This window comes from Luteimonas aquatica (genome assembly GCF_022662575.1).
Classification (GTDB): domain Bacteria; phylum Pseudomonadota; class Gammaproteobacteria; order Xanthomonadales; family Xanthomonadaceae; genus Luteimonas; species Luteimonas aquatica.
The window spans coordinates 279,301-293,109 of sequence record NZ_JALBFU010000001.1 but is presented as its reverse complement, the minus strand read 5'-3'; the positions used below and the strand labels follow the sequence as shown (position 1 = coordinate 293,109).

The window sequence follows — 13,809 nt, the reverse complement described above, 5'->3', positions numbered from 1 at the left end:
AACATCGCAGGCGGAGCGCTCCGCGCCTCTCGGCCCTCTTTCATCCGTCCCCGCTCCCTGCCGCGCCTGACGCGCGCTCGCGCGCCGCCGTGTCCGCATTCGCGACCGCATCGGCCGAAAGCGGCGCATTCCCGCCTTCCTGGTAGGGCATCACGCGTTCTTCACGTTATAGGAATGGGGCGCCGGCGCAGGCCGCACCGCCCCGTTCGTTCTGAATTCTCTAGGAGTACACGGAATGCTTCATCGATCAGGGAACCGGCGCGCGTCCATCTCGCGCCGGGGCACGCAGGCGCGTACCACGCTGTCCACCGCCATTCTCGGCGCGCTGCTGCTCGGCGCCGCCGTTCCGGCGGCGCAGGCGCAGAGCTACACCGAAGCCGGCAAGAGCGGCGATGCCGCCAGCTGGCGCAGCGACGAGTTCAAGGCCGACTGGGGGCTGGGCGCGATCGGCGCCGAATACGCCTATGCGCGCGGTCTCAGCGGCAAGGGCGTGCGCGTGGGCGTGTTCGACAGCGGCAGCGACCTCTCGCACCCGGATTTCGCCGGCAAGGACAACCGCAGCTTCCGCATCGCCGACATCCTCGACGACGGCAGCGCCTGCACCAACAGCGTCGGCCTGACCGACAGCGCCTGCTTCATGTCCGACGGCGACCAGCCGGGCGTGGAGTATTTCCACTACACCGACGCCGACCGCGAATTCGTCAAGTACCTGGTCGAGATCGGCTACCTCTACGACTGGGTGCCCGAGTACCTGGAGTCGATCGCCGGCTTCCAGTACAACACCCACGGCACGCACGTGGCCGGCACCATGGCCGCCAACCGCGACGGCAGCGGCAGCCACGGCGTGGCCTTCGGCGCCGACATCGCCACCGCGCGCCTGTTCTCCAACAGCTACGGCGACCTCAACAACCTGCTCGGCTTCGAGGGCGGCGAGTCCTACGCGATCGGCCCGAGCCCCGAGGCCGTCGCCAGCATGTACGCGCAGATGCAGGCCGCCGGCGTGCGCGCCATCAACCACAGCTGGGGCCTGTCGCAGGAGCCGCAGACCGTCGAGGACATGGACGCGCTGTACGCCTCCGAAGGCGCCGCCGAATACTTCAAGACCTACGTCGATCCGTCGCTGAAGAACGGCACGCTGCAGGTGTTCGCCGCGGGCAACGACCAGCCGATCGCCGGCATCTACGCCAGCCTGCCGCGCTACGTGCCGGAGCTGGAGAAGTACTGGCTGAGCGTGGTCAACATGAACAAGGACGGCGTGCTGGACGACAGCTCGGCGATCTGCGGCCAGAGCAAGGACTGGTGCGTGACCGCGCCGGGCACCGACATCACCTCCACCGTGGTCGGCGGCCAGATCGACGGCAACGTGGTGCGCGATGCCGACGGCAATTTCGTCGGCCTGGAGATCACCGACGAGCAGCGCGAGCACGGCTACGGCGACATGACCGGCACCTCGATGGCGGCCCCGCACGTCACCGGCGCGCTGGCGCTGCTGATGGAGCGCTTCCCCTACCTGGACAACCCGCAGATCCGCGACGTGCTGCTGACCACCGCCACCGACATGGGCGATGCCGGCGTGGACGAGGTCTACGGCTGGGGGCTGATCAATTTGCAGAAGGCCATCGACGGCCCCGGGCAGTTCCGCGTCGATACCGACGTCGTCATGAACCAGCGCGCCGGCGGCGCCAAGGTCTGGGAAGGCCTGGCCTGGGACGACTGGAAGAACGACATCGGCGGCCCCGGCCGGCTGACCAAGTCCGGCGCCGGCTGGCTGCGCCTGTCGGGCGACAACAGCTTCGCCGGCGCCACCGTGAAGGACGGCGTGCTCGAGCTCGACGGCGACAACGCGCTGGCGGCCGACGTGCGCGTGGACGGCGGCTTCTTCGTGCTCAACGGCGGCCTGCGCGACACCGCGCTCACCGTCAACGGCGGCAGCGCGCAGATCCAGGGCACGATCAGCGGCGGCCTCACCACCGTCGCGGCCGGCGGCAGGCTCGGCGGCACCGGCACCCTCGGCGACACCGTGGTCGCCGGCACCATCGCGCCCGGCAATTCGATCGGCACGCTCGCCGTGAACGGCAGCTATCTCCAGCAGACCGGATCGTTCTACGACGCCGAACTCGGCGCCGACGGCGCCGCCGACCTGCTCCAGGTCAGCGGCGCGGCCAGCCTGCAGGGCGGCACGGTGCGCGCGATCCGCACGCCGGGGCAGTACCGGCTGGGCGGCAGCTACACCATCCTGTCGGCCGCGGGCGGCGTGGACGGCCAGTTCGCGGGCCTCGACGCCTCGCAGTTCTCGCCGTTCCTGAAGCTGCAACTGGTGTATGCGGGCAACGACGTCAGCATCGACGTCTCGCGCGGCCAGTCGCTGGCCTCGGCCGGCACCACGCGCAACCAGCGCGCCGCCGGCGCCGGCGTCGATTCCCTCGCCGACGCCAATCCGATCCTGCAGCCGCTGGTGCAGCTGTTCCCGGCCCAGGCCGTCGATGCGCTGGACCGGCTGAGCGGCGAGATCCACGCCAGCGTGCAGTCGGCGCTGATCGAGGACGACCGCCACGTGCGCGACACCGCGCTGGAACGCGCGCGCAACGGCCACGACGCCTTCACCGCGCAGCGCGACGAGGACAGCCGCTTCGGCGCCTGGGTCGACGTGCAGCGCCACGGCGGCCACGTCGCCGGCGACGGCAACGCCGCCAAGCTGGACTACAGCGGCAACAGCACGCTGGTCGGCGTCGACTACCAGTTCGAGAACGGCTGGCGCATCGGCGCGCTGGGCGGCGCCGGGCGCAACGACCTCGACGGCAAGGCGCGCGGCGCCAAGGGCGAGGTCGATACGCGCAGGCTCGGCCTGTACGGCGGCCAGTCCTGGGGCGGTTTCGGCCTGCGCGCCGGCGTCACCTACGCCTGGCACGACGTCGAGATCGAGCGCGGCATCGCCTTCGAGGGCTTCAGCGACCGCACCCGCGCCGACTACGACGCCAAGACCCGCCAGGCCTTCCTGGAAGGCGGCTACCGCTTCGCGGCCGGCGCCTGGGAGTTCGAGCCCTACCTGCAGTACGCGCAGCTGCGCACCGACAGCGACGGCTTCCGCGAGGACGGCGGACCGGCGGCGCTGCGCGGCCGCGCCGAGGACGGCAAGGTCGACCTGGGCACCGCCGGCCTGCGCTTCAACGTCAACCTCAGGGGCACCGGCCAGGAGCAGAGCTGGCTGAGCCTGCGCGGCGGGCTGGGCTATCGCCGCGCCAACGGCGACCGCACGCCGCGCGCGGAAGTCGCCTTCGCCGACGGCGCCGTGTTCGGCGTCGAAGGCGCGCCGATCGCCCGCAAGGCGACCATCGCCGAGCTCGGCGTGGGCGCGCGGCTGAGCCGCAACAGCCTCCTGGAAGTGGGCTACAGCGGCCAGTTCGGCGACGACGGCCACGACCACGGCGCCAACGCGCGCTTCTCCGTGCAGTTCTGAGCACGGGACATGGTGACCCGGGAGGGCGGCGCAAGCCGCCCTCTCTTTTCGTGCGCGGAAATTTCAGGCGCCAACACGGATTCGAAGCGAATCCGCAGCGGCCGCCGACCGGTCAGCCGGCCGGTCCCGTCCCCGACACCCGCGCCACCGCGTCGTGCGCGTGCAGGCTCTCGAAGTGCGCCACGGTCACGTCGAAGCGCTCGATGTGGGAATCGCGCGCGAGCACGGCGGCGACGCGGCGCGCGGCGTCCTCGCAGAACATCAGGTTCTCGGCGTTCAGGCGCGCGAAGGCCTGCTCGTCCTCGCGCTTGACCGCGGTCTGCACCGGCGTGCCGAGCGCGGCCTCGATCGCGTCCACGAGGTGCTCGATCGACAGGCGGTCGAAGGCCGGGCGCAGCGCCAGGCGCAGCTCGGCGCGGCTGCGCTGCGCGTGCGGCGTGGCCGCCAGTCCGCGCTCGGACGCCAGCCAGTCGCGCACCACGCCGGTGGACAGCGGATGCGCGGCGGAGAAGTCCTCGGCGAAGCGCTCGGCGTTCAATTGCCGCGACAGCGCCGCCGACGCCGGACAGGTGCTGGAATACTCGACCGAGAACGCCAGCGACAGCGCCAGGTGGCCCTCGCGCAGCGTGGCGTCGATTTCCACCGGATAGGCCTTCCAGCCGGCGTGATCGCTGGACAGCGCCTTGCGCTTGAGCAGCTGCTCGTAGCGCAGCACCAGGCGCGCGCCCGAGGACAGGCCGCCCTGCGAATCGATGCAGTCCTGCAGCACGCGGCGCAGGCCGGCCGGCGTGATCGCCTCGGCGTTGAGCGCGTCCTGCAGGCGCAGGTACAGGCGCGACATGTGGATGCCGCGCGCGGCGGGATCGCGCAGGTCGACGAAGATGTCGGCCGAGGCGCCGACCAGCATGGGCTCGCCGTTCGCGCCGGGGATGCGCAGCGGCAGCGCGATGCGCTGCATGCCCACCCAATCCAGGGCGCGCGCGGCGTAGGCGGCGTCGCCGGCGACGTCCGGAAGCTGTTTGACGGGGGGTACGGTCACGACGGGAGAATCGTAGCGGGGGAGCCGGAAGAATGTGGCCATTGTACCGGGGCGCCATCGGCGCTTCCGGAACGCTGCGTTGCCGGCGTTCAGCCCGCCCGCGCCGCGCCCCAGGCCAGCCACAGGCTGCGCCAGGGCCGTAGCGCGCCCACCGGCCGGCCGGCCGCGAGCCGGGCCAGGCGCGCGGACAGCAGCGCGGACTGGATGCGCCGCGGCCGCGTCCCCGCGTCGCGGCGCGGTCGCGGAGCGGCCGACGGCGCCACGCCATGCGCCAGCGCGTGCTCGGCCAGCACATCGGCGAGCACGCGCGAGGCGGCCCCCTGCCCGGCTTCGCCGTCGAGCGCACCATCGAACAGGATCGCCTCGATCCGCGCCACGGCCTCGGCGAACGCGGCCAGGTCCGCCGCCTCGGGCGGGACGCGTCCGCGCGCGGCCTGCAGGCCGCGCAGGGCCGTCGCCAGCGCCGTCCAGTCCACCGCCTGGCGCTGCAGCACCGCGCCCAGCGGATGGCGCCGGGCGCCCTTCGCCCAGCCGCGCAGTTCCTCGCTCCACCAGGCCAGCTTGGCCAGTCCGGGAGTGGCGTCGTCCCCGCCCCAGGCGGCATCGGTGAATTCCTGCAGCAGCGCGAACCAGGCCTCCACGAGCGGGCGCCAGGGCGCGGGCACGAAGACGCCGGCCACCGTCCATTCCGGCCAGCGCTCGCGCCACTTGGCGGTGAAGCCTTCGACGTCGTCCTGCGGATCCATCATGGCGCCTCGCGCGCGACCCGGCGCGCCTAGCCGGCGAGCGCCGGCCACCGCGCCGGATCGAGCAGCTCGCCCGGCGTCTCGACCATGACGTCGCCGCCCCACTCGCGCGGCGAATCCTCCGGCAGGCGGTAGCCCCACAGCGCCACCACCGACGGCATGCCGGCCGCCCGCGCGGCCTCGATGTCGCTGCGGTCGTCGCCCACGTACACGCACGCCTCCGGCGCCAGTCCCAGCGCGTCGGCGGCGTGCAGCAGCGGCATCGGATGCGGCTTGCGCTCGGGCAGCGTGTCGCCGCCGATCAGCACGCCGCAGCGTTGTTCCCAGCCCAGCAGCGGCAGCAGCTGCCGCGCCAGGTACTCGGGCTTGTTGGTGACGATGCCCCAGCGTCCGCCGTCGGCCTCGATCCGTGCCAGCATCGCCTCGATGTCGGCGAACGGGGTGCCGTGGCGGCCGAGTTCGCGTTCGTAGATCGCCAGGAACGCCGGCACCAGCGCATCGCGCGCCTGCGCCTGCAGCGCCGGGAAGGCGGCGCCGACCATGGCGCGCGAGCCGCGCGAGACGTGCGGGCGCAGCTGCGCCAGCGTCATCGCCGCCTCGCCGCGCTCGGCGCGCATGGCATTGGCCGTGGCGAGCATGTCCGGCGCGCTGTCGAGCAGCGTGCCGTCCAGATCGAACAGCACGCCGCGCGGGAAGCGCGGCATGCCCGGCTGCCGCTGGGGTTGCGCGATCGTCATGCGCCGCCTCAGGGCTTCGCCGCGCAGGCGAGGTAGTTGATGTCGGTGCGCGAGATCACGCGCGCGGCGTTGCGCCAGGGTTCGTACATCAGCCCGCTCACGTCCTCCAGCTGCAGGCCGGCCGCGCGCAGCCAGGCCGAGAGCTCCGAAGGCTTGATGAAGTCGCGATACTGGTGCGTGCCCTTGGGCAGCAGCCGCGCCACGTACTCGGCGCCGACGATGGCCAGCGCGAACGCGGCCGGCGTGCGGTTGAGCGTGGACACGAACAGCCGCCCGCCCGGCTTGAGCAGCGTGGCGCAGGCCTGGATGATCGCGCCGGGGTCCGGCACGTGCTCGAGCATCTCCATGCAGGTGATCGCGTCGAACTCGCCCGGCTGCGACGCCGCCAGCGCTTCCACCGACTGCTCGCGGTAATCGACCTTCACCCCCGATTCCAGGCCGTGCAGCCTGGCGATCTTGACCAGGTCGGGCGCCAGGTCGATGGCGGTCACGCGCGCGCCGGCCTTGGCCAGGGCTTCGCTGAGCAGGCCGCCGCCGCAGCCGACGTCGAGCACCGCCGCATCGCGCAGCGCGACGCGGTCGGCGACGTAGCCCAGGCGCGCGGGATTGAGCGCGTGCAGCGCCTTCTGCGGACCGTCGGGGTCCCACCAGCGGTTGGCCAGGGCGCCGAACTTGTCGAGTTCGGCCTGGCGGAAGTTGTCGTGGGAGGAGGATGCGGTACTGGTCATGTCGATCATTCTCTCAGATCGTCGTTCCCGCGGCTCTCGACGGCCGAACGGCCGGCCAGGCGGGGAATGGCGAGCAGACGCGGAACCGCGATCTCAGCCGCGCACCGCCGCGATGCGGCCGCGCCATTCGCGCGTCTTGGCCAGCAGCGCGGCGGTGTCGATGCCCACCAGCTCGCGCGCGCGCAGCTTGGCCTTGCCGGCGATCCAGGCATCGCTCACCTGGTGGCGCCCGGTGGCGTAGATCAGCTGCGAGACGACGTGGTGCAGCGGCTGGGTCTCCAGGGGCGAGAGATCGACGCAGACCAGGTCGGCCTGCTTGCCCGGTTCGATCGAACCGATCAGCGCGTCGAAGCCGATCGCCTTGGCGCCGCCCAGGGTGGCCGCGCGCAGCGCCGTGAAGGCGTCGAAGGCGGCGGCGTCGCCGGCGACCGCCTTGGCCAGGTAGGCGGCGGTGCGGGTCTCGCCGATCAGGTCCAGGTCGTTGTTGCTGGCGCAGCCGTCGGTGCCGATGGCCAGGGTGATGCCCGCCCGCTGCAACGCGCAGGCCGGGCAGAAGCCCGAGGCCAGCTTGAGGTTGGATTCCGGGCAGTGCACCACGCTCACCCCGCGCTCGGCGCACAGGTGGATCTCCGCCTCGGTGAGCTGGGTCATGTGCACCGCGATCAGGCGGTCGTTGATCAGGCCCAGGCGGTCCAGGCGCGCGATCGGGCGCTGCCCGTGCTTCTGGACGGACTGCTCGACCTCCTGCGCGGTCTCGTGCAGATGCAGGTGCACGGGCACGTCGAGCTGGTCGGCGAGCATGCGCACGCGCTCGAAATTGGCGTCGTTGACCGTGTACGGCGCGTGCGGCGCGAAGGCGGTGGCGATCAGCGGATCGCCGCGCCACTGGTCGTGGACCTCGCCGGCCTTGTCGAAGTACTCGTCGTCGGAGCTGGCCCAGCCGGAGGGGAAGTCGATCAGCGGCAGGCCGACGCGGGCGCGGAAGCCGTGGCGCTTGTAGGTGGCGGCCTGCACGTCCGGGAAGAAATAGTTCTCGTTGACGCAGGTGGTGCCGCCGCGCAGCATCTCGGCGATCGCCAGCGAGATGCCGTCGGCCACGAATTCGGGCCCCATCACCGCGCCTTCCACCGGCCAGATGTGTTCCTGCAGCCAGACCTTCAGCGGCAGGTCGTCGGCGACCCCGCGCAGCAGCGTCATCGGGTTGTGGGTATGGGCGTTGACCAGTCCGGGGATCAGCGCCGCGTCCGGGCGCTGCACCACCTCGGCAGCCTCGAAGCGCGCGCGCGCCTCGGCGACGGGCAGCACGGCGAGGATCGTCCCGTCGCGCACCGCGACGGCATGGTCCTCCAGCACCACCGCATGCGGCTCGACCGGAACGACGAAGCCGGCCTCGATCAGCAGGTCGCAGGATTCTGGGGCGCTTTCATTCACCAACGTCGGTCTCCGGTTTCGCCCGCCCGATCGCGCGCTTGGCGATCGCCGAGAGCGGGAAGATCATGAAGAACACCAGCCCGGCCGACCACACGGGCAGCACGAAGGCCAGCGGGATCGACAGCGCGAACAGCACCAGCGGCACCACGCCGCGCCACAGCAGCCAGCGCACCTGCGCCTCGCCCAGCCTCTCGCGCAGGTTCTCCTGGCGCACCACGATGCGGCGCGTGAGCAGCGAGAAGAACGAGATCGCGGTCAGCACGAAGGCGTAGAAGGCGAAGCGCGCCGAATTGTCGCCGCTGAACGAGGCCGAGTATTCGCGCGTCGCGAACGGCATCAGCGCCACGAACATCAGCTGCAGCAGCGTCGACCAGACCAGCTTGCCGTTGACGTGCCTGACGTACTTCCAGGTCTGCATGTGGCCGGCCCAGAACAGGCCGGTCACGAGGAAGCTGATGAAGTAGGAAATGAACAGCGAGACGGTCTCGCTGTTGGCCGCCTGCGCGCCGACCCGCTCGATCAGCTCCTCGTCGGGCAGGCGCAGCTCGATCGCCAGCAGCGTGATCGCGATCGCGAACACCGCGTCGCTGAAGAACACGACGCGGTCGTGGGGAAACCGGTCCTGTCCGACCGGCTCGCCCTTCTCGTCCTCGACCACGCCAAGGTCGCGCATCGGCTTACTTCACCCGGCTGACGTATTCGCCGCTGCGGGTATCGACCTTGATCACCTCGTCCTGGCCGACGAACAGCGGCACGCGCACCACCGCGCCGGTTTCCAGGGTGGCCGGCTTGCCGCCGCCGCCGGAGGTGTCGCCGCGCACGCCGGGGTCGGTCTCGACGATCTTCAGCTCGACGAAGTTCGGCGGCTGCACCGCGATCGGGGTGCCGTTCCACAGCGTGACCACGCAGGGCTCCTCGCCCTTGAGCCACTTGGCGGCATCGCCCACGCCGGCCTTGTCGGCCTGCACCTGCTCGAAGGTCTCCTGCTGCATGAAGTGCCAGTACTCGCCGTCGGAATAGAGGAACTGCATGTCGGTGTCGACCACGTCGGCCGCTTCCAGCGAGTCGGTGGCCTTCATGGTCAGCTCGACCACGCGCCCGGACTTGATGAAGCGGTACTTGACGCGGGTGAAGGCCTGGCCCTTGCCCGGCTTGACGTACTCGGTGTCGGTGATGATGCAAGGCTCGTTGTTGACGAGGATCTTCATCCCGTTCTTGACGTCGTTCATGCCATAGCTGGCCATGCTTACTCCTGCGGAAAATTTGAGCGTGTTGGGCCGCGTCCGCGGCTAAAATGGGGACTTGAGGTTCCGGATCGCCCCGGGACCCGACTTCCCGGCCCCCGAACGGATCGCACATGATACCTGCTGCCTCCCCCGCCCCGCAGCCCGCGAGCGCCCACGACGGCGGCCGTGGCGGGGACTGGCGTCGGCTCTGGCGCGAATCCGTGCGCGACCCGCGCGAGCTGCTGGCCCTGCTCGGGCTGGAGGCCGCCGCCCTGCGCATCTCCGACGCCGCCGCCGCGCAGTTCCCGCTGCGGGTGCCGCGCGGCTTCCTCGCGCGCATGCGCCCGGGCGATCCGCACGACCCGCTGCTGCGCCAGGTGCTGCCGCTCGACGCCGAAATGCAGCCCGCCCCCGGCTTCGCCTTCGACGCGGTGGGCGATGCCGCCGCCCGCGCCGGGCACGGGGTGATCCGCAAGTACCGCGGCCGCGCCCTGCTCATCGCCACCGGCAGCTGCGCCGTGCACTGCCGCTATTGCTTCCGCCGCCACTTCCCCTATGCCGAGGAGACCGCGGCGGCGGCGGGCTGGGAGCAGGCGCTGCAGGCCCTGCGCGCCGACCCCGGCATCAGCGAGGTGATCCTCTCCGGGGGCGACCCGCTGTCGCTGGCCACCGGCAAGCTCGCCGAGCTCACCGCGCAACTGGCCGGGATCGCGCACGTCCGCCGCCTGCGCATCCATACCCGTCTGCCGGTGGTACTGCCCGAGCGCGTCGACGCGGAGCTGTCGGACTGGCTGCGCTCCCTGCCCTGGCCGGTGGCCGTGGTGCTGCATGCCAACCACGCCCGCGAGTTCGACGCCGACGTCGATGCCGCCTGCGCGCGCCTGCGCGCGGCGCGGCCGGCCGGCGGCGAGCTCGTCCTGTTCAACCAGGCCGTGCTGCTGCGCGGGATCAACGATTCGGCGGAAGCGCTGGAAGCGCTGTTCGAGCGCGGCTACGCCGCGGGCGTGCTGCCCTACTACCTGCACCAGCTCGACCGCGTGCAGGGCGCCGCGCACTTCGAGATCGACGATGCGCGCGCCCTGGCGCTGCATGCGCAACTGGTCGCGCGCCTGCCGGGATACCTGGTGCCCAGACTGGTCCGCGAAGTGGCCGGAGACCTCTCCAAGCGGCCGCTGGCATAACCCTTGCATGCGGCGCGCGGATCGGCCGATGCGGCGCCCGCGCGATGGACGAACCGCGCCGGCTCATGGCATAAACGCCAGCTCCCGTCCCTGAGGTGCCAATGCCGACGAGCCCGGACCAAGCCCTGCGCCTGCTGATCGTCGACGACAGCGTCGAGGACGCCGAAGCCATCGTCAGCGGCCTGCGCAACTCCGGGATCGCGGCGCGGCCGCTGCGCCCGGGCTCGACCGAGGAACTGGCGGCCATGATCGGCGCCCAGAGCGTCGACCTGGTGCTGGCGGCGCAGCGCGCCAGGGGCATTGCCTTCGCCGAGACCGTGCAGCACGTGGTCGCCAGCGGCAAGGACATCCCGGTGATCGCCATCGTCGACGGCATCGACGACGCCAGCTTCCTCGAGGCGCACGCCGCCGGGGCCCGCAACATCGTCCTGCGCCACAAGCCGCAGCAGCTGCTGACCGTGGTGCGCGCCGAATGGCGCGACCTGGAGGACCGCCGCACCCTGCGCAGGCTCGAGGCGCGGGTGCGCGAGAGCGAGCGCCGCTGCGACACCCTGATCGAATCCTCGCGCGACCCCATCGCCTACGTCCACGAGGGCATGCACATCCGCGCCAACGGCGCGTACCTGGAAATGTTCGGCCTGGACAGCTTCGAGGACATCGAGGGCATGTCCCTGCTCGACCTGGTGGCACCGCAGCACGTCGAGGATCTCAAGGGCCTGCTCAAGCGCCTGGCCAAGGGCGAGGCGCCGCCGCCGCGCCACGAGCTCGACGCCCGCGACATCGCCGGCAACGTCTTCGCCGCGATCATGGAGTTCTCGCCCGCCACCTACGAGAACGAGCCCTGCCAGCAGGTGATCTTCCGCCGCCAGGAGATCGACGCCGAACTGGCGCTGGAGATCGAATCGCTGCGCCAGCGCGACCAGGTCACCGGCCTGCTCAACCGCCCCACCTTCCTGCACGCGCTGGAGGACGCGGTGACCGAGGCCGCCCAGGGCCAGGCCCAGCACGGCCTGCTGATGATCGAGCCCGACCACTACCAGCGCCTGCTGCACGAGATCGGCCTGGAGGCGGCCGACCACATGCTGGCGGCGATCGGCGAGCGCCTGCAGAGCATGATCGGCGACGACGCGCTGGCCGCGCGCTTCTCCGAGCATCGGCTCGCGGTGCTGCTGCCCAACGCCGACCACAAGGCCACCACCGCCCTGGCCGAGCGCGTGCGCGAGGCCTTCGCCTCGCACGTGTTCCCGATCGGCTCGCGCTCGAGCACGATCACCGCCAGCATCGGCGGCGTGCAGATCGGCGAGAAGATCGCCAGCGTCACCCAGGTGCTGGCCAAGGCCAACCAGGGCGTGCAGTCCGCGCTGGACGTGGGCGGCAACTGCTTCGAGATCTTCGACCCGGCGGCGGCCGACCGCGCCGAAGAGGAGCACGTGCAGGCCTGGGTGACGCGCCTGCGCGACGCGCTCGACCAGGAGCGCTTCGTGCTGCACTACCAGCCGGTGATCGGCCTGCAGGGCGACACCACCGCCACCTACGAAACCTTCCTGCGCATGGACGCCGGCGACGGCGAGCTGATCAAGCCGCTGAGCTTCCTGCAGATCGCCGAGGAAAACGGCCTGCTCTGGGAGATCGACCGCTACGTGGTCGGCCATGCCGTCGAGATCATCGGCCAGCGCATCCGCGCCGGCAAGCCGATCACGCTGCTGGTCAAGATCAGCCAGTCCTCGCTCGAGGACGACAGCATGGTGCGCTACATCGGCGAGCGCCTGGCCGCGCACGGCGTGCCCGGCGAGCGCCTGGTGCTGCAGCTGCCCGAGGCCAAGGTCTTCACCCATCTGAAGGCCACCCAGGACTTCGCCGCCGCCGCCAACGGGCTCGGCGTGCGCATCGTGCTGGAGCAGTTCGGCGTGGGCCTGGACTCGTTCCAGCTGCTCTCGCATCTGCGCCCGGACATGCTCAAGATCGACCGCAGCTTCGCCGAGGAGCTGCCGAAGAACCCCGACAACCAGGAGCGCGTGCGCGAGATCGTGGCCCGTGCGCGGGAGCTCGAGGTCCTGACCATCGCCGAATACGTGGCCGATGCGGCGAGCATGTCGTTCCTGTTCTCGGTCGGCGTCGATTACGTCCAGGGCGAATTCCTGGCCGGCGTGGCGCCGGAGATGAGCTACGAATTCGAATAGGCGCCGGCTTCGAGGGCCGGCCTCGCGCCGGCCCGCCGCAAGAAAAAGCCCGCCTTCCGGCGGGCTTTTCGTTCGAACCACGGCATGGCCGGCCCGATGGGCCGGGCCCTGCTCAGGCCACCACGCCCTGGCGCACGCTGCCCTCGTCGAGCCTGGCGTTGCGCAGCGCCTGGATGCGCTCCTCCAGCGGCGGGTGGCTCATCAGCAGGCGCTTGACGCCCTGCGGGATGCCGCCGGCGATGCCGAAGGCCTGGATCTGCGTGGGCAGCGTGCTCTGGCCGTGGTTGAGCGCCAGGCGCTCCAGCGCCGCGATCATCTTCTCGCGCCCGGCCAGGCGCGCGCCGCCGGTGTCGGCGCGGAACTCGCGCCGGCGCGAGAACCACATCGCGATCAGGCTGGCGAACAGGCCGAACACCATCTCCAGCACGAACACGATCGCGAAGTAGGCCAGCCCGCCGCCGCCGTTGTTGCGGCCGCCGCTGAGGTAGCCGTCGACCACGCGGCCGACCACGCGCGCCAGCACGATCACGAAGGTATTGAGCACACCCTGCAGCAGCGCCATGGTCACCATGTCGCCGTTGGCGACGTGGCTGACCTCGTGGCCGAGCACGGCCTCGGCCTCGTCCTGGTTCATCGAGCGCAGCAGGCCGGTCGACACCGCGACCAGCGCCTTGTTGCGGTTGGCGCCGGTGGCGAAGGCGTTGATCTCCGGCGCGTCGTAGACGGCCACGTCCGGCATGCCGATGCCGGCCGCCTGCGCCTGCCGCTGCACGGTGGCGAGCAGCCAGCGCTCGGTCTCGTTGCGCGGCTGCGCGATCACCTGGGCGCCGGTGGTGCGCAGCGCGACCCACTTGGACATCAGCAGCGAGATCAGCGAGCCGCCGAAGCCGAACAGGGCCGCCACCACCAGCAGGCCGGCGTTGGTGGAGGGATTGACGCCGAAAATCGCCATGACGATGCTGACCAGGGCCAGCACCGCGAGATTGGTGGCAAGGAAGAGCGTAATGCGCTTGAACATCGATCGGGTTTCCAGTCGCGCGTGGGGCGCGATCGTTCAGTTCTAGTGGAGCCGGCGCGGCTTGAA

Annotated in this window: 11 protein-coding genes; 3 read left to right on the top strand and 8 right to left on the bottom strand. The window is 71.3% G+C overall.

The genetic code is table 11. The features are described from left to right. The first annotated feature begins 235 nt into the window (after window positions 1-235). The gene (locus tag MD221_RS01395; RefSeq protein ID WP_242107251.1) at window positions 236-3,457 is read left to right on the top strand and encodes an autotransporter domain-containing protein; all 3,222 of its coding nucleotides are present in this window, start codon (window positions 236-238) and stop codon (window positions 3,455-3,457) included. Between the two features lie 112 nt (window positions 3,458-3,569). On the opposite strand, the gene folE2 is transcribed toward MD221_RS01395, so the two are convergent. The 7 genes from folE2 to efp all read right to left on the bottom strand — a co-directional run bounded on the left by folE2 (window position 3,570) and on the right by efp (window position 9,382). After that, a complete protein-coding gene (gene folE2, locus MD221_RS01390; RefSeq protein ID WP_242107249.1) occupies window positions 3,570-4,496 on the bottom strand; it encodes a GTP cyclohydrolase FolE2 in 927 nt (308 codons plus the stop codon). Window positions 4,497-4,585: 89 nt separating this feature from the next. After that, window positions 4,586-5,245, bottom strand: a complete 660-nt coding sequence (locus MD221_RS01385) for a phytoene/squalene synthase family protein (protein WP_242107247.1) — start codon at window positions 5,243-5,245, stop codon at window positions 4,586-4,588. Between the two features lie 26 nt (window positions 5,246-5,271). Then, window positions 5,272-5,979 (bottom strand): phosphoglycolate phosphatase, encoded by a 708-nt coding sequence (locus MD221_RS01380; protein ID WP_242107245.1) that lies wholly within the window; start codon window positions 5,977-5,979, stop codon window positions 5,272-5,274. 8 nt (window positions 5,980-5,987) lie between these two features. Next, the gene (gene ubiG / locus MD221_RS01375; protein ID WP_242107243.1) at window positions 5,988-6,707 is read right to left on the bottom strand and encodes a bifunctional 2-polyprenyl-6-hydroxyphenol methylase/3-demethylubiquinol 3-O-methyltransferase UbiG; all 720 of its coding nucleotides are present in this window, start codon (window positions 6,705-6,707) and stop codon (window positions 5,988-5,990) included. Between the two features lie 93 nt (window positions 6,708-6,800). Continuing rightward, window positions 6,801-8,141, bottom strand: a complete 1,341-nt coding sequence (locus tag MD221_RS01370; protein ID WP_425602183.1) for a TRZ/ATZ family hydrolase — start codon at window positions 8,139-8,141, stop codon at window positions 6,801-6,803. Next, window positions 8,131-8,811: a TMEM175 family protein gene (locus MD221_RS01365; protein WP_242107241.1), complete on the bottom strand. Its 681-nt coding sequence runs from the start codon at window positions 8,809-8,811 to the stop codon at window positions 8,131-8,133. Before MD221_RS01365 ends, MD221_RS01370 begins: the two co-directional genes overlap by 11 nt. Before the next feature lie 4 nt (window positions 8,812-8,815). Then, window positions 8,816-9,382, bottom strand: a complete 567-nt coding sequence (gene efp / locus MD221_RS01360; RefSeq protein ID WP_242107240.1) for an elongation factor P — start codon at window positions 9,380-9,382, stop codon at window positions 8,816-8,818. Window positions 9,383-9,495: 113 nt separating this feature from the next. On the opposite strand from efp, the gene epmB reads away from it, so the two are divergent. Beyond that, window positions 9,496-10,545, top strand: a complete 1,050-nt coding sequence (epmB, locus tag MD221_RS01355) for an EF-P beta-lysylation protein EpmB (protein ID WP_242107239.1) — start codon at window positions 9,496-9,498, stop codon at window positions 10,543-10,545. A gap of 101 nt (window positions 10,546-10,646) precedes the next feature. Next, window positions 10,647-12,725: a GGDEF/EAL domain-containing response regulator gene (locus MD221_RS01350; RefSeq protein WP_242107237.1), complete on the top strand. Its 2,079-nt coding sequence runs from the start codon at window positions 10,647-10,649 to the stop codon at window positions 12,723-12,725. Between the two features lie 112 nt (window positions 12,726-12,837). On the opposite strand, the gene htpX is transcribed toward MD221_RS01350, so the two are convergent. Beyond that, on the bottom strand, window positions 12,838-13,743 hold the full coding sequence (htpX, locus tag MD221_RS01345; protein ID WP_242107235.1) for a protease HtpX: 906 nt from the start codon (window positions 13,741-13,743) through the stop codon (window positions 12,838-12,840). Window positions 13,744-13,809: the final 66 nt, after the last annotated feature.